This window comes from Nocardia sp. NPDC058640 (genome assembly GCF_042716995.1).
GTDB lineage: Bacteria > Actinomycetota > Actinomycetes > Mycobacteriales > Mycobacteriaceae > Nocardia.
On sequence record NZ_JBHXRG010000010.1, the window covers coordinates 78,462 to 96,437 of the forward strand.

General features: G+C 67.3%; 21 protein-coding genes. 12 read left to right on the forward strand and 9 right to left on the reverse strand.

Translation table 11 applies throughout. The features are described from left to right. The first annotated feature begins 98 nt into the window (after positions 1 to 98). Positions 99 to 842, forward strand: coding sequence for a TetR/AcrR family transcriptional regulator (locus ACFWU5_RS14535; RefSeq protein ID WP_379242450.1), 744 nt, complete (start codon positions 99 to 101; stop codon positions 840 to 842). A gap of 97 nt (positions 843 to 939) precedes the next feature. Here the strand turns inward: ACFWU5_RS14535 and ACFWU5_RS14540 are convergent, their stop codons facing one another. Continuing rightward, complete coding sequence (locus tag ACFWU5_RS14540; RefSeq protein ID WP_379242448.1) at positions 940 to 1,134, reverse strand: hypothetical protein; 195 nt, start codon at positions 1,132 to 1,134, stop codon at positions 940 to 942. 404 nt (positions 1,135 to 1,538) lie between these two features. Between ACFWU5_RS14540 and ACFWU5_RS14545 the strand changes: the two genes are divergently transcribed. From ACFWU5_RS14545 to ACFWU5_RS14555, 3 genes are all read left to right on the forward strand, one after another. Beyond that, complete coding sequence (locus ACFWU5_RS14545) at positions 1,539 to 1,904, forward strand: DUF952 domain-containing protein (protein ID WP_379267491.1); 366 nt, start codon at positions 1,539 to 1,541, stop codon at positions 1,902 to 1,904. A gap of 64 nt (positions 1,905 to 1,968) precedes the next feature. Next, positions 1,969 to 2,451 carry a cation:proton antiporter regulatory subunit gene (locus tag ACFWU5_RS14550; RefSeq protein WP_379242445.1) on the forward strand — a complete coding sequence of 161 codons (483 nt, stop codon included), beginning with the start codon at positions 1,969 to 1,971 and terminating at the stop codon, positions 2,449 to 2,451. A 6-nt stretch (positions 2,452 to 2,457) separates the two neighbouring features. Continuing rightward, the gene (locus ACFWU5_RS14555) at positions 2,458 to 3,636 is read left to right on the forward strand and encodes a cation:proton antiporter (RefSeq protein WP_379242443.1); all 1,179 of its coding nucleotides are present in this window, start codon (positions 2,458 to 2,460) and stop codon (positions 3,634 to 3,636) included. A gap of 19 nt (positions 3,637 to 3,655) precedes the next feature. Here ACFWU5_RS14555 and ACFWU5_RS14560 read toward each other — a convergent pair whose 3' ends face one another. From ACFWU5_RS14560 to ppgK, 3 genes are all read right to left on the reverse strand, one after another. Continuing rightward, positions 3,656 to 4,525 (reverse strand): MHYT domain-containing protein, encoded by an 870-nt coding sequence (locus ACFWU5_RS14560; RefSeq protein WP_379267492.1) that lies wholly within the window; start codon positions 4,523 to 4,525, stop codon positions 3,656 to 3,658. A 209-nt stretch (positions 4,526 to 4,734) separates the two neighbouring features. After that, positions 4,735 to 6,099: an RNA polymerase sigma factor gene (locus ACFWU5_RS14565; RefSeq protein ID WP_379242439.1), complete on the reverse strand. Its 1,365-nt coding sequence runs from the start codon at positions 6,097 to 6,099 to the stop codon at positions 4,735 to 4,737. Positions 6,100 to 6,346: 247 nt separating this feature from the next. After that, positions 6,347 to 7,105 carry a polyphosphate--glucose phosphotransferase gene (gene ppgK / locus ACFWU5_RS14570; protein ID WP_379242437.1) on the reverse strand — a complete coding sequence of 253 codons (759 nt, stop codon included), beginning with the start codon at positions 7,103 to 7,105 and terminating at the stop codon, positions 6,347 to 6,349. Positions 7,106 to 7,213: 108 nt separating this feature from the next. Here ppgK and ACFWU5_RS14575 point away from each other — a divergent pair, with 108 nt between their 5' ends. Beyond that, the gene (locus ACFWU5_RS14575) at positions 7,214 to 8,113 is read left to right on the forward strand and encodes an inositol monophosphatase family protein (protein ID WP_379242435.1); all 900 of its coding nucleotides are present in this window, start codon (positions 7,214 to 7,216) and stop codon (positions 8,111 to 8,113) included. Between the two features lie 5 nt (positions 8,114 to 8,118). Here the strand turns inward: ACFWU5_RS14575 and cei are convergent, their stop codons facing one another. After that, positions 8,119 to 8,802 (reverse strand): envelope integrity protein Cei, encoded by a 684-nt coding sequence (gene cei, locus ACFWU5_RS14580; protein WP_379242433.1) that lies wholly within the window; start codon positions 8,800 to 8,802, stop codon positions 8,119 to 8,121. 376 nt (positions 8,803 to 9,178) lie between these two features. Between cei and ACFWU5_RS14585 the strand changes: the two genes are divergently transcribed. Continuing rightward, positions 9,179 to 9,481, forward strand: a complete 303-nt coding sequence (locus tag ACFWU5_RS14585; RefSeq protein ID WP_379242432.1) for a DUF4193 domain-containing protein — start codon at positions 9,179 to 9,181, stop codon at positions 9,479 to 9,481. 40 nt (positions 9,482 to 9,521) lie between these two features. On the opposite strand, the gene ACFWU5_RS14590 is transcribed toward ACFWU5_RS14585, so the two are convergent. Beyond that, positions 9,522 to 10,058 (reverse strand): DUF3093 domain-containing protein, encoded by a 537-nt coding sequence (locus tag ACFWU5_RS14590; protein WP_379242430.1) that lies wholly within the window; start codon positions 10,056 to 10,058, stop codon positions 9,522 to 9,524. A gap of 72 nt (positions 10,059 to 10,130) precedes the next feature. Between ACFWU5_RS14590 and dut the strand changes: the two genes are divergently transcribed. After that, positions 10,131 to 10,601 carry a dUTP diphosphatase gene (gene dut / locus ACFWU5_RS14595; protein WP_379242428.1) on the forward strand — a complete coding sequence of 157 codons (471 nt, stop codon included), beginning with the start codon at positions 10,131 to 10,133 and terminating at the stop codon, positions 10,599 to 10,601. Next, positions 10,601 to 11,503 (forward strand): DUF3710 domain-containing protein, encoded by a 903-nt coding sequence (locus ACFWU5_RS14600; RefSeq protein WP_379242426.1) that lies wholly within the window; start codon positions 10,601 to 10,603, stop codon positions 11,501 to 11,503. The genes dut and ACFWU5_RS14600 overlap by 1 nt, the downstream gene beginning before the upstream one ends. A 208-nt stretch (positions 11,504 to 11,711) precedes the next feature. Here ACFWU5_RS14600 and ACFWU5_RS14605 read toward each other — a convergent pair whose 3' ends face one another. Then, complete coding sequence (locus tag ACFWU5_RS14605) at positions 11,712 to 12,437, reverse strand: alpha/beta fold hydrolase (protein WP_379267493.1); 726 nt, start codon at positions 12,435 to 12,437, stop codon at positions 11,712 to 11,714. 73 nt (positions 12,438 to 12,510) lie between these two features. Between ACFWU5_RS14605 and ACFWU5_RS14610 the strand changes: the two genes are divergently transcribed. The 3 genes from ACFWU5_RS14610 (at position 12,511) to ACFWU5_RS14620 (ending at position 14,448) form a co-directional block, all read left to right on the forward strand. After that, a complete protein-coding gene (locus tag ACFWU5_RS14610) occupies positions 12,511 to 12,918 on the forward strand; it encodes an OB-fold nucleic acid binding domain-containing protein (protein WP_379242422.1) in 408 nt (135 codons plus the stop codon). A gap of 3 nt (positions 12,919 to 12,921) precedes the next feature. Then, complete coding sequence (locus tag ACFWU5_RS14615; protein WP_379267494.1) at positions 12,922 to 13,671, forward strand: DUF3159 domain-containing protein; 750 nt, start codon at positions 12,922 to 12,924, stop codon at positions 13,669 to 13,671. A gap of 126 nt (positions 13,672 to 13,797) precedes the next feature. Next, on the forward strand, positions 13,798 to 14,448 hold the full coding sequence (locus ACFWU5_RS14620) for a sigma-70 family RNA polymerase sigma factor (RefSeq protein WP_379267495.1): 651 nt from the start codon (positions 13,798 to 13,800) through the stop codon (positions 14,446 to 14,448). Here the strand turns inward: ACFWU5_RS14620 and ACFWU5_RS14625 are convergent. Both ACFWU5_RS14625 and ACFWU5_RS14630 read right to left on the reverse strand, forming a co-directional pair. After that, a complete protein-coding gene (locus tag ACFWU5_RS14625) occupies positions 14,445 to 15,116 on the reverse strand; it encodes a potassium channel family protein (protein WP_379242416.1) in 672 nt (223 codons plus the stop codon). The genes ACFWU5_RS14620 and ACFWU5_RS14625 overlap by 4 nt on opposite strands. Positions 15,117 to 15,121: 5 nt before the next feature. Next, positions 15,122 to 15,787 carry a potassium channel family protein gene (locus tag ACFWU5_RS14630; RefSeq protein WP_379242414.1) on the reverse strand — a complete coding sequence of 222 codons (666 nt, stop codon included), beginning with the start codon at positions 15,785 to 15,787 and terminating at the stop codon, positions 15,122 to 15,124. 160 nt (positions 15,788 to 15,947) lie between these two features. On the opposite strand from ACFWU5_RS14630, the gene ACFWU5_RS14635 reads away from it, so the two are divergent. Continuing rightward, complete coding sequence (locus ACFWU5_RS14635) at positions 15,948 to 17,945, forward strand: APC family permease (RefSeq protein WP_379242412.1); 1,998 nt, start codon at positions 15,948 to 15,950, stop codon at positions 17,943 to 17,945. Positions 17,946 to 17,976: the final 31 nt, after the last annotated feature.

Here is a 17,976-nt window from a genome sequence, read left to right on the forward strand (position 1 = left end):
ACGTTCTCCTGACGATCGGGCAGCACGAACAACCGAACAACGTACACTGTACTGAGTTTGTTCCGCCGTGCCAGAAACAGTTTCAGGGAGGACCGCTCGTGCCCGCCGATGACGAGAAGACCGCACAGGTCATCCTCGAACTGCTGTGGCGCCACACCGCGCCCGCCAAACCCGGCACCCGCGGCCCCAAACCCGCCCTCACCGTCGACACCGTGGTCGCCGCGGCGATCGCCCTGGCCGACCGCGACGGCATCGACAAGCTCACGATCCGCGCGGTCGCGGCCGAACTGGGCGTGCGCGCGATGAGCCTGTACACCTACATCCCCAGCAAGGAAGCTCTGATCGTGCTCATGGTCGACGCCGTCGCCACCGAGGACGCCCCGATCCCCGACGACCTACCGGTCCGCGACCGCATGATCGCCATCTCCGCCCAGATCCGCGCCGAACTGCTCGCGCACCCCTGGCTGCTGGAAGTGTCCCCGTGGCGCCAGGTGCTCGGTCCGGGTCGGATGGCCCGCTTCGAGCGCCAGCTGGCCGCCATCGACGACATCGGCCTGACCGACCTGGCCATGGACCGCGCGATCGCCGTGCTCACCGACTTCGCCACCGGCAACGCCCGCCTGGCGGTGGCGGCGGCGGGCGCGGCCGCGCAACAGAGCGACGCGGACTGGTGGCAGGTCAACGGCCCGCTGCTGGCCACCCTGATCCCGCACGACGCCTTCCCCCTCGCAGGCCGGGTCGGTACCGCCGCGGGCGAGCATCACCAAGCCCCCGCCGACCCGCACGGCGCCTTCGACTACGGCGTCACAACGCTCGTGAACGGCATCCTCGCCGACCTCTGAGCACCCCCGGACAACGCAACAGCGGGCGCCCTGTTCGGGTCGCCCGCTGTCGGCATGTTCTGTTGTCAGATGTTGTTGTTTCGGACGCGAGGAGTGGTCAGATCGCGGGAGCTGTCTCGGTGTCGATGACGGCCTCGAGCTCGCGCAAACGGTCCATGTGTTCATTCGCGTGGTGCTGGCAGAAGAGCAACTCGCCACCCGCGGGAAGAACTGCACGCACTCGGGCAGCCGCCCCGCAACGATCGCAACGATCAACTGCGGTCAGTGGGGTGCTGGTCAGGGTTCCTGGCATGACTCCTCCGTCCCGGCTCCCGGCGCTGCGTGGCCGTTCGCCTAGGTGTGGGCCTCGTGGTCACTCCACGAGGCTCGCATCCGCTACTTCCCAGCAGTGGTATGACTACTCTGTCAGACGTTCGGGGTTCAGGCTTTGTTCCCGGATGTGAATCTTTGTGTTTTCGATAACAGACCTGCGGTTTCGCTGAAAGCGAACACCGCGGGCCGATGGTCTCGAGTACTCGCCGATCACCCGCGAAGCGCTGATGCCACCTCCCCTTTCGATCTTGTCACTCACCGATATGTCGCTCGCTGCGGTGTTGCTCGTTACGCACCGCGCGCAACCACCGAACCGGGCCGTGCATCTCGACGCTGTGCCAGGGTCTAGATCGTCCGAACCTGTTGTCTACCCGGAGATTACCCGTGATATCCGACACTCACACGCTTGTTCACCTGTGTTCTTCCCAAGAATGGGAACAAGTTCGCAACAGCGGGCAGCGCACGCCGCCGTCGCTGGCCGAGGCGGGCTTCGTCCACTTATCCACTCCCGAGCAGGTGCACTTGCCCGCGAATCGCCTGTTCGCCGGCCGCACCGACATGATGCTGCTGTGGCTGGACCCGAACCTGTTCACCGGCGAGGTGAAGTGGGAGCCCGGCGTGCCCACCGACCCGTCGTCGATGCTGTTCCCGCACCTGTACGCCCCGCTGCCGCTGGCCGCGGTGCTGGCCGCGCAGCCGTACCTGCCCGGCCCCGACGGCGTGTTCACCACACCGCGCCGGGATCGGTGATCCGGGCCGTAACGACAACGTGGCGTAGGCCACAACCGGACCCCCACGCGACTACTGTGGAGGGGTGAACGTCGACGTCACAGCGCTACCGGGCATCGGAGTGCGTAAAGATTTCGAAGTCAGGTCGGGGCGCCGCGTCGGGGTGGTCGCCCATCGCGACGGTGACATCGATCTGATCGTGTCCAAACCCGACGACCCGGACGCCATCGCCGCGCAGGTGCCGCTGTCGGCCGACGAGGCGTCGGTGCTGGCGAACCTGCTGGGCGCACCGCAACTGGTCGCCAAACTCAACGACGACCATCGCGATCTGCCCGGCATCACCACCCGGCAGCTGGCCATCGTCGACGAATCGCCCTATGCGGGCCGCACGCTGGGTGAAACCGGGATGCGCACCCGCACCAAGACCTCGATCGTGGCGGTGATGCGCGCCGGTCAGCTGCACCCCTCACCGGGCCCGGATTTCACGTTCACCGAGGGTGACCTGCTCGTGGTCGTCGGTACCCCGGACGGACTGGACGCCGCCGCGAAGATTCTCGTGCACGGCTGACCGGCCGTGACCTCGCAGGCCCTGGCTCTGCTCGAGCTCGGCGTGATCTTGTTCGCGCTGGGGATCTGCGGGCGAGTGGCCGGCCGGTTCGGGATGTCGCCGATCCCGCTGTACCTGCTGGGCGGGTTGGCGTTCGGTCGCGGCGGTTTCATCGAACTCGACGCGGCCACCGAGTTCGGGCACATCGCCAGTGAGATCGGGGTGGTGCTGCTGCTGTTGCTGCTGGGCCTCGAGTACACCGCGCCCGAGTTGATGACCGGACTGCGCCGCTCCTGGGCCGCGGGGGTGTTCGACCTGGTCGCCAACGCGCTGCCGGGGGTGGCGGTGGCGCTGATCATGGGCTGGGGTGTGGTCGGCGCGGTGGTGCTGGGCGGGGTCACCTACATCTCGTCGTCGGGGATCGTGGCCAAGGTCCTCGACGATCTGGGCCGCCTCGGTAACCGGGAGACCCCGGTCGTGCTGTCGATCCTGGTGTTCGAAGACCTCGCGATGGCGGTGTACCTGCCGATCCTGACGATGATGCTGGCCGGGTTGAGCCTGGCCAGCGGAATGATCTCCCTTGCTATCGCGTTGGCGACCATCACCGTGGTGCTGGTGGTCGCGCTGCGTTTCGGTCGCGTGGTCTCGGCGGTGCTCGACAGCGCCGATCGCGAGGTGTTCCTGCTGCAACTGTTGGGCGCGGCGCTGCTGGTGGCCGGTGCGGCCTCGGCGCTGAACGTGTCGGCCGCGGTCGGCGCGTTCCTGCTCGGCATCGCGATCTCGGGTTCCACCGCGCAGGAAGCGGTGAAACTGCTGGAACCGCTGCGGGATCTGTTCGCCGCGATCTTCTTCGTCGCGTTCGGCCTGTCGATCGACCCGGCCGCGATCCCGCCGGTGTTGGGCTGGGCGGTGGGGTTGGCGGTGGTGACCACCGGCACCAAGATCTGGGTGGGGTGGTGGGCGGCGAGCAAACAGGGCATCCGGCGGATGGGTCGGGCCAGAGCGGGCGCGGCACTGGTCGCGCGCGGCGAATTCTCCATCGTCATCGCGGGATTGGCGGTGGCCTACGGCAAGGCCGACGCGAAACTGGCGGCCCTGGCCTCGGCCTACGTGCTGTTGATGGCGATCATGGGCCCGATCGCCGCGCGAGTGGTGGAACCGGTGGTCGAATTCGTCCGGCGCCGAACAGGTTTCGCGACGAATTGATTTTCGCGATGAACTGATTTCAGTCCACGATGCGGCGCGGCCACGCTCCGACGCCGTCGTAACTCAATTCCTCGGTGCGGTATTCGTCTTGGGGAAGCGGTGTCACCCGGGCGGGTCGCGGCTCCTGATGACTGCGTGAGGTCAGCGACATCGGCGGCAGCGCTTCCTCGTTCTCGATCTCGGTCAGGCTCACACTGATCAGCACCAGCATGGTCACGATGCTGCTGATCCCGATCAGCGGCGCCAACAACTGCATCGCCTCGGCACCCGCGGTGGGTGCGGTGGAGTGCCCGGCGTGCGCGTGCATCGACGCCATGCCCGTGTAGTGCATCCCGCACACGGCCACGCCCATGATGATCGCCGCACCGACGGTGGCCAGAAAACCCTTGACCCGCAACGTGAACCACAGCGCCACGATCGACGCCACCACCGCGATCACCATCGACAACGCCACGATCTCGGGGTCGTAGGTCACCACCGCGCTGGATTTCATCGCGTACATGCCGGTGTAGTGCATGGTGCCCACCCCGAGACCGGTGATGGTGCCGCCGCCGACCAGCGAACGCAAGGTGGGCTGCGGTTTGTTGACCATGAACAGCCCGATCCCGACCACCACCATCGCGGTCACCGCGCTGAACAGCGTCAGCGGGATGTCGTAGCGAATGTCGGCGCCGCGGATGGTGAAACCGAGCATGGCGATGAAATGCATGACCCAGATACCGGTTCCGCCGATCGCGACGGCGGCGCTGACGAGCCAGCCCGCGCGTCCCTCGGTGGCGTTGCGTCCGCGCGCGGCGCACTGCAGCCCCAGCAGACACCCCGTGACCGACATGAAATAGGCCAGAACAGGGGTGATCCAGCCATAGCTGAAGTGATAGATGTCGAGCACGCGCGAAGAACCCTCAAATGCCGATACCGCGGACCATAGGCGGTAATACGAAAAGCTGAATGTGACGATACGGTGAAGTTCGCCGATCCGGGTGCTCCGCGGTGCAATCGGTCAGTGTGGGGTTCATCACGAAATGATTACTCCCGCAAACGAAACGAGGCCCGTACCACCATTGTTCGGTGGTACGGGCCCCGCCCGAAAAAGTACTGCTAGTCGAGGTAGTCGCGCAGAACCTGCGAACGGCTCGGGTGGCGCAGCTTGCTCATCGTCTTCGATTCGATCTGGCGAATGCGCTCACGCGTGACGCCGTAGACCTGACCGATCTCGTCGAGGGTGCGCGGCTGGCCGTCGGTGAGGCCGAAGCGCAACCGCACCACGCCCGCTTCACGTTCGGACAGCGTCTCCAGCACCGACTGCAGCTGATCCTGCAGCAGGGTGAAGCTCACCGCGTCGACCGCGACGACCGCCTCGGAATCCTCGATGAAGTCACCGAGTTGACTGTCGCCCTCGTCGCCGATGGTCTGGTCCAGCGAAATGGGTTCACGCGCGTACTGCTGGATCTCGAGGACCTTCTCCGGCGTGATGTCCATTTCCTTGGCGAGCTCTTCGGGCGTGGGCTCGCGGCCCAGGTCCTGGAGCAATTCACGCTGTATCCGGCCCAGCTTGTTGATCACTTCCACCATGTGCACCGGAATACGGATGGTGCGGGCCTGGTCGGCCATGGCGCGGGTGATGGCCTGACGGATCCACCACGTGGCGTAGGTCGAGAACTTGTAACCCTTGGTGTAGTCGAACTTCTCGACCGCGCGGATCAGACCCAGGTTGCCTTCCTGGATCAGGTCCAGGAACGCCATGCCGCGGCCGGTGTAGCGCTTGGCCAGCGACACGACCAGTCGCAGGTTGGCCTCGAGCAGGTGGTTCTTGGCCCGGTTGCCGTCGCGCACGATCCAGTTGAAATCGCGACGCATGGTCACCGACAGCTTCTCGCCCGCCTCGGCGAACTCGCGCATCTTCTCCGCCGCGAACAGGCCGGCCTCGATCCGCTTGGCGAGTTCGACCTCCTCTTCGGCGTTGAGCAGCGCGACCTTGCCGATCTGCTTGAGGTAGGCGCGCACCGAGTCCGCGGACGCGGTGAGTTCGGCGTCCTTGCGTGCTTGACGCAGCGCTTCGGACTCCTCCTCGTCCCAGACGAAATCGCCGGAGGCCTTGTCCTTCTCGGTGGGCTCCGCGGCGGCTTCGGTGGTCTCCTCGGCGACTTCCTCGACGACGACAACCTCGACGAGTTCGTCTTCGGCGACTTCGAGATCACCGAGATCTTCGATGTCGACCGACTCCTCGTCGAGCTGTTCCTCACCGCCCGCGCCCGAGGTCGCCTTCTTCGCGGCGGTCTTCTTGGCAGGTGCCTTCTTGGCGGCAGCCTTCTTGGCCGGAGCCTTCTTGGCTGCGGCCTTCTTCGCCGGGGCCTTCTTGGCAGCGGCTTTTTTGGCCGGTGCCTTCTTGGCCGGAGTTACGGCGTCGTCGGCATCGGCGTCGGAGGCCGGGTCGGCGGTCTGACGGGTATTCGTGGCTACCACGTACGCCCTTTCGTGACGGTCTCGTGCGGCGTCACGCCAGAGTGGTTTTCCGGCGGAGCGGTCGGTCGGGGTTGCACCGGCGATGCGTCGGCCGGGCGAAGTCGGCGCTTGCGTGCCCGGCTTCTCACGACCGGCCGCGGCCGGAAGATTTCACCGGCTCACCGCCGGACGTGTTCCATTGTAACGATCCAACCAGGGTACTCATGGCACGATGCCACCCAGGCGTTGCGTACGACGTCGAACCGGACTACGGCGCGACCCCGGCATCGATGGCCATCGCCGCGCCGACGATACCCGCGGTGTTCTTCAGAACGGCCGGAATCACCGGAGTTCTGTTGGTGAGCAAGGGAATCCACTGTTCGTGATCGCGGCTGATGCCACCGCCCGCCACGATCACCTTCGGCCAGAACAGATTCTCGATGTGACGCAACACCCGACTCACCCGCTGCGCCCACTCCGGGTAGGTCAGGCCCTCGTTGTCCTTCACCGAGGCCGCGGCCAGATCCTCGGCGTCCACGCCGTCGATCTTGAGATGACCCAGTTCGGAGTTGGGCACCAGCACGCCGTTGTACAGCAGCGCGGAGCCGATGCCGGTGCCGAAGGTGAGCAGCAGCGTCAGGCCCACCAGATCGCGCGCGGTGCCGTAGCTGTCCTCGGCCAGGCCCGCGGCGTCGGCGTCGTTGAGCACGGTGACTTCGCGCCCGCCCAGTGCCGCGGTGAACAGCGCGCGGGCGTCGGTGCCGATCCAGGCCTGGTCGATATTGGCCGCGGTCCTGGTGTGTCCGTCGAGCACCACGCACGGCATGGTGATGCCGACCGGGCCCGTCCAGCCCGCCTGCGCGACCAGTTCGGCCACGGCCGCGGCGACGGCTTCCGGTGTGGACGGCTGCGGTGTGGCGATCTTGATGCGGTCATGGGTGAGCAGACCCGTGGCCAGGTCGACCTCGGCTCCCTTGACTCCACTGCCGCCGATATCGATTCCGAATGCGTGCCCCCGAGCGGACATGATTCAACCCCTTGCTGACGCGGTCGACGTGCCTGACAGACACCAGCAAGAAGAGTAGCGGTTGTCACCCTCCCCGCGTGGCGTGACGACATGTGATGCGATGGGTGCGTGCCCGAATACACCGAGCCCGAGACCTCCACCGCCCCCACGACATCCGCCGATTACGAGCAGTTGCGGCGCCTCGCCGTCGAGCTCGCCGAAACCGCCGCCGCGCATGTGCGCGCCCGCCGACCGCAGGTGTTCGCCGACGGTGGACCCGTCGACGGTGCCGTGTCCACCAAGGGTCATGTCACCGATCCGGTCACCATCGTGGACACCGAGTCCGAGCAGTTGATCCGTGGCCTGCTCGCACAGCGCAGGCCCGCCGACGCGATTCTGGGCGAGGAGGGCGGCGGCGATGTCGGTGCCACCGCGCCCGGCACCGTCACGTGGGTCGTGGACCCGATCGACGGCACCGTGAACTTCCTCTACGGCCTGCCCGGGTACGCCGTGTCGGTGGCCGCGGTGATCGACGGCCGGTCCGTGGCGGGCGCGGTGGTCGATGTGGCGGGCGCGGTCACCTATAGCGCCGCACTGGGCGCTGGATCGCACGCTGTGCGCCCCGATGGCACTCGCACGACCTTGCACTGCACCCGGGAGGATTCGCTGGCGGTGGCGCTGGTGGCCACCGGCTTCGCCTACGGCAGTGACCGCCGCGCCCGTCAAGCGCAGTTGCTCACCGAAATCCTGCCGCAGGTCCGCGATATCCGCCGGCTCGGCGCCGCCGCCATGGACCTGTGCCACGTCGCCGCGGGCCGACTCGACGCCTACTACGAACACGGCCTCAACGCCTGGGACTGGGCCGCGGGCGCGCTGATCGCCGCCGAAGCGGGCGCGATCGTGCACGTTCCGCCGGTCACCGTCGGGGGAGCGGCGGGCGAACTGACAGTCGTCGCCGCGCCGGGCGTGGCGAAGGACCTCAACGACCTACTCGACCGAGTCGGCGCGACTGTCGCGTTGCCGGACTGATTACGTCAGCACTTCACTTCGCGGGCGGCGTCTAGCAGTTCTGGGTCGATCGACGACGAGCTTGCTCCGGGAGCGAGGTTTTTCAGTGACCGGAGCACAGCTTCGGCGTCGGCGCCGGGGCGCAGCGATTCGCCGAAGGCTTGGCCGAGGACCAGGTCGACGGTGTCGTCGGTGCGCGGGTCCTCGATGAGTTCGGCGCAGGGTGCCACCAACTGCACCGAGGCCGCGGCCGGTCGACCGTTCACGCCGAACCGGATCTGCCCGGTGCAGGTGAGGTCGCCGCTGACATAGACCGGATCGTTACCGACCTGTGTCCCCGGCGCGCCGGCGAAGCCGAGATCGGCCAGCGCCGAGGCGATATTGCCCGCCTGGCCGCTCTTGCCGTTGGCGTTGAACACCCGGACCTTGGACTCCGACAGGGCCGCCGGGTCGACTTCCGCCAGCCGCGTAGGGCCTACCCGAGAGCCCAGCGGGGCTGGTTGCGCGGCATTGGTCGCGGTCGGTGTGCTCGGCGCGTTGCACGCCATCGGTTCGTTGCTGTCGTCACGGGTACGGAACGCTGTGATCCAGACGAACAGGCTCACCAGAGCCAGCACGAGCACCAGCGCGAGCCAGAGCTCGGGCCGCCGTCGCGGAAAGGGTTTGCCGTCGCGATCAGTCGCGCTGCCTTCGGTGATCAGTGAAACCACGCGCTCACTCTACGAGGCCCGCGCCGGTGCGCGGGCCCCGGAGGTCCGCCCGCGTTTCGGCACAGGTGACGATTGTTCGTCGGTTTCCGCGCGGCATGGGGTTTGATTGCGACTTTTGCCCATTCGTCCGCTATTGTCTGCCCGCCCAGATCGAATTTTTACCGGTGAAACGGTGGTCGGTCGCGGGAACAACAAGGGCATGTCCTGCGTTTACCGAACGCTGTCGGTGTAGATCCTCGAGGATCGAAGCCGATAGTCGACCGGTGCACGTGTGAGGTGTACCACCGGCGGGGCGGTACGAACGCCGGACCCCTGCGGGGATACCGGCAATCGACTGATCCGGGATATACGGAGTAAGGACTGAGGGGAAGACGACATGGCAACCGACTACGACGCACCGCGGCGCACAGAATCCGACGAGGTGTCGGAGGACTCGCTCGAGGAGCTCAAGGCCCGCCGCAACGAGGCGCAGTCCGCCGTCGTGGACATCGACGAGACCGATACAGCGGAATCGTTCGAACTTCCCGGCGCGGACCTGTCCGACGAGGTACTCAGCGTTCGGGTGGTCCCGAAGCAGGCGGACGAATTCACCTGCTCGAGCTGTTTCCTGGTGCACCATCGCAGCCGACTGGCCAGCGAGAAGGGTGGCCAGCTGATCTGCATGGACTGCGCTCTCTAAACGGAGCGAGTCGATCCCTACCGGGATCGGTGACGAAGGGTCAGCCCGCGCTCGGGAGTCCGAGCGCGGCTAAGACCTGTTCGGGCCTGCGCGTGCTGATCAACCAGTACGGCGTCGGGTCGTCCGGGTCGTCCAGAACAAGCAACGCCATCGGGCCGATCCAGGCCCGGTGCTGCACATAGGCGGCGGGGTCCAGTTGTCGACCCAGCGCCGCGCTCTTGGCCGTGGGCGCCACGGCCGCGGCCCGCGCGACGAAGCTCACCGGCAGGTGCGCCTGGTCCACGCGCAGTTCCGCGCTGCCGTCAGCGGCCACGGTGACTTCCAGGCGATGCCTGCTCATCCACAACAGAATCCACACCGGGATCGGTGCCAGCAACACGTACGGCAGCCAGGCCCGCAGCCCCGGCGCGCCCATGTGGATCTCGGCGGCCAGCAGGCCCGCGATCGCGAAGCCGACGGGCCACCACCACAGCGGCACCCACAGGCGTTCCCGATAGGGCGACGCACCGCCGGCGCCGCGCGCGGGCTGGTCGGTGTCTGTGGGCTGCGTGGTCGAGGAATGGGGCTGGTCGGGCACCCCTCAACACTAGGTCACCGCACCAGGGCTGCGACGAGAAGGTCCGGGTGACAGCGCGTAGTCTCGACCGATGTGAACGCACTTGCACCGATTCCGCTGCGGCGGCTCGATCCCGGCCTCCCTGTGCCGACGCGTGCCCATCCGGGTGACGCGGGCGTCGATCTGTGTACCACCGAGGATGTGATCATCGAACCGGGCGAGCGGGTGCTGGTCGGCACCGGTATCGCGATCGCGTTGCCGATGGGCACGGTCGGCTTGATCCATCCCCGATCCGGCTTGGCCGCGAAAGCTGGTCTGTCGGTGGTCAATACCCCCGGCACGGTCGACGCGGGCTACCGCGGGGAGATCAAGGTGTGCTTGATCAACCACGACCCGCGCGCGGCCATCGAGCTGCGTCGCGGCGACCGCATCGCGCAGCTGCTGGTGCAGCGGGTGGAGTTGGTCGATTTCGTCGAGGTGCAGGATCTGGACGAGACCGCTCGTGGCACCGGCGGCCACGGGTCGAGCGGCGGGCACGCGAGCCTGGCCGGCAAGGAGGCGTGATGGGTCTGTTCGGTAAGAAGAAGCGCGCGCCGCGCGAAGACGATTACGTCGAGTACGACGACGTGGTCTACGACGAGGCGGACTACGACCTGGACGCGGACTCCGACGAGTACGACACCGACGAGTTCGTTCGCCCCGATTTCGCCCGTCTGGATTTCGACGACGCCCCCACCGACGAGCGCATCTACGGCAATTTCGACCACGCCCCCGACGCCGCCGCGGGCCCCTACGACATCACCGAGGTCTCCGACGAGGCCATCTCGCGCCGCCTCGACCTGGGATCGGTGCTGATCCCGGTGCCACAGGGCGGGCAGTTGCAGGTGGAGATGAGCCCCGACGGGACCCCGCAGGCGGTGCACCTGGCCACCGAGCACGGCAGGCTCACCGTGGCCGCCTACGCCGCGCCCAAGTCGGCGGGGCAGTGGCGCACCGTGGCCGCGGACCTGGCGGAGTCGCTGCGTGCTGACGGCGCCGCGGTGGCCGTGGAGAAGGGCCCGTGGGGCCGTGAGGTCAAGGCGATCACCGAGGGCGCGGACCTACGTTTCATCGGTGTGGACGGCCCACGCTGGATGATCCGCCTGGTCGCCGCGGGCCCCAAGGGCGCCATCGACGACCGCAGCCCGCTGATCACCGCCGCGCGCGCCGTGCTGGCCGACGCCGTGGTCCGCCGCGGCACCGAACCGCTGCCGGTGCGCGACCCGCTGCCCGTGGTCCTGCCGCAGGAACTGGCCGAACAGCTGGCCGCGGCCCACCAGCAGCAGATCGAGGCCCAGCAGGCCGCCGCCGAAGCCCAAGCCGCCGCGGCAGCCGCCCCGCCGACGTCGGCCCTGCCGCCGAAGCTGCCCGACGAGCCACGCCGCGGCGCGGATGGTTCGGCGATGCAGCAACTGGGACTGAACTAGATCCGGAAAGCCTTGGTGCACAGCCGGTTTCGGTGCGAGTTTCCGAGACCGGCTGTGGCGCCATCGAAACCGGCAGTGGCGCCACCGAAAGCGTTATGACGCCGTTGAAATCGGTTGGGCACGGTCGAAACCGGTTGGGCGCGGTCGGAGTCAGTCGGTCTGCCGTCGAAACCTGTTGGGCTGCGGTCGAAACCGATTGAGGCTGTCGCTACTTGTGACCGGCGAAGCTCGTCGACAGGCGGGTGAGTTCGGCGAAACCGGCGTGCCCGAGGACGGCGGGATCGGCACCCAATTCGTCCAGTGTCACCCGACGCAATCCCGCCACTGGCAACGTCGACGCCCATTGTTCGGCAACGGCGATCGGATGCACCGGATCGTCGGTGGCACCCACCACCGCGACCGGCACGTCGATGTCGGCCAACGCTTCCACCGACGGCCACGCGTACCCCGCCGCCTCATCGAGCGCCGCGGGCAGGTGCGGCCACTGTCCCCGCCACGACTGTTCCAACGCGTCGGCCAACCACAGCGGACTGGACGCCCGCATCTGCGCGATCATCGCTTCCAACCCGTGCGCTCGCAGTAGCTGCGCGGTAACCGAAGCGCTCAAAGCGGCCGGGCAGTGGGCGGTTTCGGCACCGGTCCAGGCGGGTAATGCTGTGATTACCCCAACAACCGCGGTACGGTGTCGCGCCGCCCAATCCAGGGCGATCGCAGCGCCGAGTGAGATGCCCGCGGCCAGGACCGGTCCGCGTGCCGCGGCGGCGTCCAACGCCGCGGTACAGCTGCTGATCACGGCCTGTGGGTCGGGTTCGACGGCGTGCAATGCCAGACCGTGGGCGCGGGCGGCGGGCCCGAACGCGCGGGCGGCGAAATCGGCGTCGGAGCCGGTCCCGGGCAGGGCGACCACGGTGACCAGGGGTGGGGTGCGCAACACCGACGCAGCGTAGCGGTGCGGCGTTTGCCCCTCTACAGTGAGTATTGAGGCCAACAAGCGGGAGAAGTGTGCCATGTCGTCATCCACGGGCGGACGCAAGTCGGGATCGGGCCCGGACTCAGGATATTTTCGACGACTCGGCCGCCGTTTGACCGCTGACATCGATCAGCTCGACGCCGAGGAATTGGCGGAGACCGTCGATGCCTCCGGTGCGCGGCGGGCCAAGGATTGCTGTCGTGGCGAAGAGGCCACGATCGTGGGCAGGCTGCGCAGTGTCGAGGCCTGTCCGAAGGCCGCGGGTGCCACGGTGCAGGCGGAGTTCTTCGACGGCACCGATGCGATCACCCTGGTGTGGATCGGTCGCAGGCGCATTCCCGGGATCGAACCGGGCAGGCGCATCATGGTCCGTGGCCGCGTGGGTGACCGCGACGGCCGCAAAGTGATCTTCAACCCCTACTACGAATTGCGCGGGAACAGCTGACGTATGCCCTCCAGTGACGAGTACCGCCCCGCCGCGGATCCAGAGGCCACGGTGTCATTGCCGGTGGTCACCGAGCTGGATCCGGACACCGACGCCGAAGTGACCAAGGCCGAACAAACCTTGCTCGAGCAGCTCGGCGGTCTGAGCGGTCTGATCTATTCCACCCTGCCCGTGCTGGTGTTCGTCCCGGTGAACACCTTCGCGGGGCTGACCGTGGCCATCTGGGCCGCCCTCGGCGTGGCCGCGGCCATCCTGGTCTGGCGCCTGGTGCAACGCAGCCCGATCCAGCCGGCGGTCTCGGGATTCCTGGGCGTGGGCTTGTGCGCGTTCATCGCCCAGCGGGTGGGGGAGGCCAAGGGCTTCTTCCTGTTCGGCATCTACACCAGCCTGGTCTACGCGGGCGTGTTCGCGCTGTCGATCCTGTTGCGCAGGCCGCTGGTGGGGGTGATCTGGGGCGCGTTGAACGGCCACGGGCACCGCTGGCGTTCGGATCCGCGCATCCGCAAGCTGTACAACCTGGCCACGGTGGTGTGGGTGGTCGTGTTCGGCGCCCGCTACCTGGTGCAGTCGCAGCTGTACGACACCGACCACACCACCTGGTTGGCCGTGGCCCGCATCGGCATGGGCTGGCCGCTGACCGCGCTTGCCCTGGTGGTGACCGTGTGGGCGGTGCGTCGCGCGGGGCATCTGCCCGCCGCCAAGGCCGAGAGAACCGATAAGTCCGGTGCCGGAACGGAATCCGTGCCCGCATAGGGGTGGATAACGCACCGCCACAGGTGGGGAAGTACCCACCCTGGGGTGCCTGGTTGCCGGTCCGAGTTCGTCGCACGATCAATGCGTACCGAAAAACACGCGATGATCGTGAGAGGACCGGCGACCATGATGGCAACCGAGCACCGTACCCAGCGACAGGCCGCCACGGGCCGCCGCGCCGCCGAGACCACCACCTCGCCCGCGCTGTCGGAGAGCAAGCGCATCGGCGCCGAGCTCGACGCGCTGATCGGCCCGGCCGCACGCGGTGATCGCGATGCCATCGCGGAAATCCTGCGCCTGGTGCACCCGCTGGTGCGCCGGTATTGCGCGGGCCGCATGGGCGCCACCGGCCACCTGATGGTGACTCCCGACGATGTCACCCAGGAAGTCCTCATCGCCGTGGTCACCGCGATTCCGCGCTACCGCGATCAGGGCAAGTCGTTCCTGGCGTTCGTGTACGGCATCGCCGCCAACAAGGTCTCCGACGCGTTCCGTCGCGGCAAGCACACCGCCTACCCGACCGCGGACCTGCCCGATATCGCCAGTTCCAGCGCGGGCCCGGAGGAGTGGGTGCTTGCTTTCGAACGCCGCGCCGCCACCCTGGAACTGTTGAAGGTGCTCGCGCCCCATCACCGCGAGGTGCTGGTGATGCGGATCGTGTTGGGTTGGAGCGCCGCGCAGACCGCCGAGGCCATCGGCACCAGTCCCGGTGTGGTCCGGGTGATGCAGCACCGCGCGCTGAACAAGCTGCGCGCGCAGCTCAAAGCGGCTGCTTAGGGTTTCACGCCGTGCGTGGCCAGGGTCAGCCGCAGGTCCTCTTCGGCTTCCACGGAGGTCACGAACAGCAGTTCGTCGTCGCCTTCGAACGGGTCGTCGGGCTGCGGCACGATCACCCGGCCACCGCGCAGAATCGTCACCAGCGCGGTATCGCGCGGCATCTTCAAGGTGCGCACCGGCTTTCCGGCCAGCAGCGTGTCGGCGGGCAGGGTGATCTCGACCAGGTTGGCCTGTCCCTGCCGCAGCGTCATCAGCCGCACCAGATCGCCCACCGACACGGCCTCTTCGACCAGCGAGGCCAGCAGGCGCGGCGTGGACACCGCGACATCCACGCCCCACGACTCGTTGAACAGCCATTCGTTGCGCGGATCGTTGACCCGCGCGACCACCCGGCGCACCCCGAACTCGGTCTTGGCCAGCAGCGCGTGCACCAGGTTGGCCTTGTCGTCGCCGGTGGCCGCGATGACCACCTCGTAGGTTTCCAGGTCGGCGTTCTCGAGCAGCGCCAGTTCGCAGGCGTCGGCGTGTACCCAGACCGCGTCGGGGATGGCGGCGGGGTCGATGTGGTCGAGTTGGCGTTCCAGCAGCATCACTCGATGCCCGCCGCGCAACAGTTCCCTGGCGATCGAGCGCCCGACCGCGCCCGCTCCGGCGATGGCGACCTTCATGGTGTTCAGTCCTCGCTCAGTGGGGCCTTGGCGGCCAGTGCGATCGCCTCGCCGACAGTGCCGGACGTGGCCGCGACGTAGACGACATCGTCGGCCTGGACGATCGTCTTGGATTCGGGCAGCAGGCCCTGCCCGAAGCGCAGCACGAAGGCCACGCGCACGTTCAGTTCGCGTTCCAGGTCGCGCACGGTGCGCCCGGACCAGTCCTCGTGCAGGGTCAGCTGGGTCACCGCGACCGCGCCGGTGGGGTCGCGCCAGGTGGTGGTGGAGTTGTCGCCGATCAGCGTGCGCAGGAACCGGTCGGTGGTCCACGGCACCGTGGCGATGGTCGGGATGCCGAGGCGTTCGTACACTTCGGCGCGTTTGGCGTCGTAGATGCGAGCGACGACACGTTCCACGCCGAACATCTCCCTGGCCACGCGGGCGGAGATGATGTTGGAGTTGTCGCCCGAGCTCACCGCGGCGAACGCGTCGGCGCGTTCGATGCCGGCACGGGTGAGCACGTCCCGGTCGAAGCCGACGCCGATCACCTGCTGGCCGGTGAAGCCTTCGCCCAGGCGGCGGAACGCGGTGGGGTCGCGGTCGATGACGGTGACCTCGTGGCCCACCCGGATCAGCGCACGCGCCAGCGACGAGCCGACGCGCCCGCACCCCATGATCACTACGTACACCGTGCACCCTCGTTCCTGGCCTACCCGTGGCATCCGGCTGCGACCGTACCCGCCGGATGCTCCCATCGCCCATTTTCCCCGCTGTGGCGCGGGACAAACAATCTCCACGCCGACGAACGTGCGCGCGAAGGTGCTGGTGAACTGCTCTATGCTCAGCCCAGTGTCCAAGTTGACTACGGCAGCCAAGCGAGTGCTGCTCGGCAGGCCGTTCCGTAGCGATACGCTCGGCCACACGCTGTTGCCCAAGCGTATCGCTTTACCGGTCTTCGCCTCCGATGCGATGTCGTCGGTCGCCTATGCCCCGGAGGAAATCTTCCTGGTGCTGTCGGCGGCGGGCATCTCGGCTTATGTGTACGCCCCGTGGGTCGGTGTCGCGGTCGCGTTGGTGATGGCCGTGGTCGTGGCCAGCTATCGACAGAATGTGCACGCCTACCCCTCCGGTGGTGGCGATTACGAGGTCGCGACCAAGAACATCGGCCCCAACGCCGGGTTGACCGTGGGTAGCGCGCTGCTGGTGGATTACGTGCTCACCGTGGCGGTGTCGATTTCGTCGGCGGCGTCCAATATCGGTTCGGCCATTCCGTTCGTGGCCACGCACAAGGTGTTGTTCGCGGTGGTCGCGATCGTGATCCTGACCGCGATCAACCTGCGTGGGGTGCGCGAATCCGGCACCGCCTTCGCGATTCCGACCTACGCGTTCATCATCGGCATGTTCGCCATGCTGGTCTGGGGCCTGTTCCGCACCTATGTCCTGGGCGACGACATCGAGGCCGCGTCCGCCGGTTTCGGGCTGAACGCCGAGGACGAGCACCTGTACGGGTTGGCCTTCGCCTTCCTGATCGCGCGCGCGTTCTCCTCGGGTTGTGCGGCGCTGACCGGTGTCGAGGCCATCAGCAACGGTGTGCCCGCGTTCCGTAAACCCAAGTCGCGCAACGCCGCGACCACCCTGCTGCTGCTGGGCACCATCGCGATCGTGCTGCTGATGGGCATCATCATCTTGGCCCAGAAGATCAAGGTCGTGTACGCGCACGACCCGTCGCACCTGGTGGGCGCGCCCGCCGATTACCACCAGAAGACGCTGATCGCGCAGATCGCCGAGGCGGTGTTCCACGGCTTCCCGATCGGTTTCTTCTTCATCACCATCGTCACCGCGCTGATCCTGGTGCTGGCGGCCAACACCGCGTTCAACGGCTTCCCGGTGCTGGGTTCGATCCTGGCGCAGGACCGCTACCTGCCGCGTCAGCTGCACACGCGCGGTGACCGGCTGGCGTTCTCCAACGGCATCCTGTTCCTGTCGGGTGCGGCGATCGCGTTCGTGGTGTTCTTCGGCGCCGAGGTGACCAAGCTGATCCAGCTGTACATCGTGGGCGTGTTCGTGTCGTTCGTGTTGAGTCAGACCGGCATGTTGCGGCACTGGACGCGTCTGCTGCGCACCGAGACCGACCCGGCGCAGCGTCGGCAGATGAAGCGGTCGCGGGTGATCAACGCGATCGGCCTGACCGCCACCGGTGCGGTGCTGGTGATCGTGCTGGCCACCAAGTTCTTCGCCGGTGCCTGGATCGCGATCGTGGTGATGGTGGCGATCTTCATCGTGATGAAGCTGATCCGCAAGCACTACGACTCGGTCTCGCGCGAACTCGACGAGTCCGACTGGGACGGTGTACTACCCAGCCGCACGCACTCCATCGTGTTGGTATCCAAGCTGCACCTGCCCACGCGACGTGCGCTGGCCTACGCGCGGGCCACCCGCCCGGACACCCTGGAAGCGGTCACGGTCAACGTCGACGACGCCGATACGCGAAAGTTGGTGCGCGAGTGGGAGAACAGCGAGATCAACGTGCCGTTGAAGGTGGTCGAATCGCCCTACCGCGAGATCACCAAGCCGGTGCTGGAATACGTCAAGCGGGTGCGCAAGGACGCCCCGCGCGACGTGGTCACGGTGTTCATTCCCGAGTACGTGGTCGGCCACTGGTGGGAGCAGGTGCTGCACAACCAGTCCGCGCTGCGGTTGAAGGGCAGGCTGCTGTTCGAACCGGGTGTGATGGTGACCAGCGTGCCGTGGCAGCTCAGTTCGTCCACCAGGGCCAAGCAAGCAACAGATGTCAATGCACCGGGTTCGGTGCGCCGTGGTTTCGAACGACCAGGACGTCGCGGATGAGCGGCGCGCCGGTCGAGGGTGAGAGTGGGTG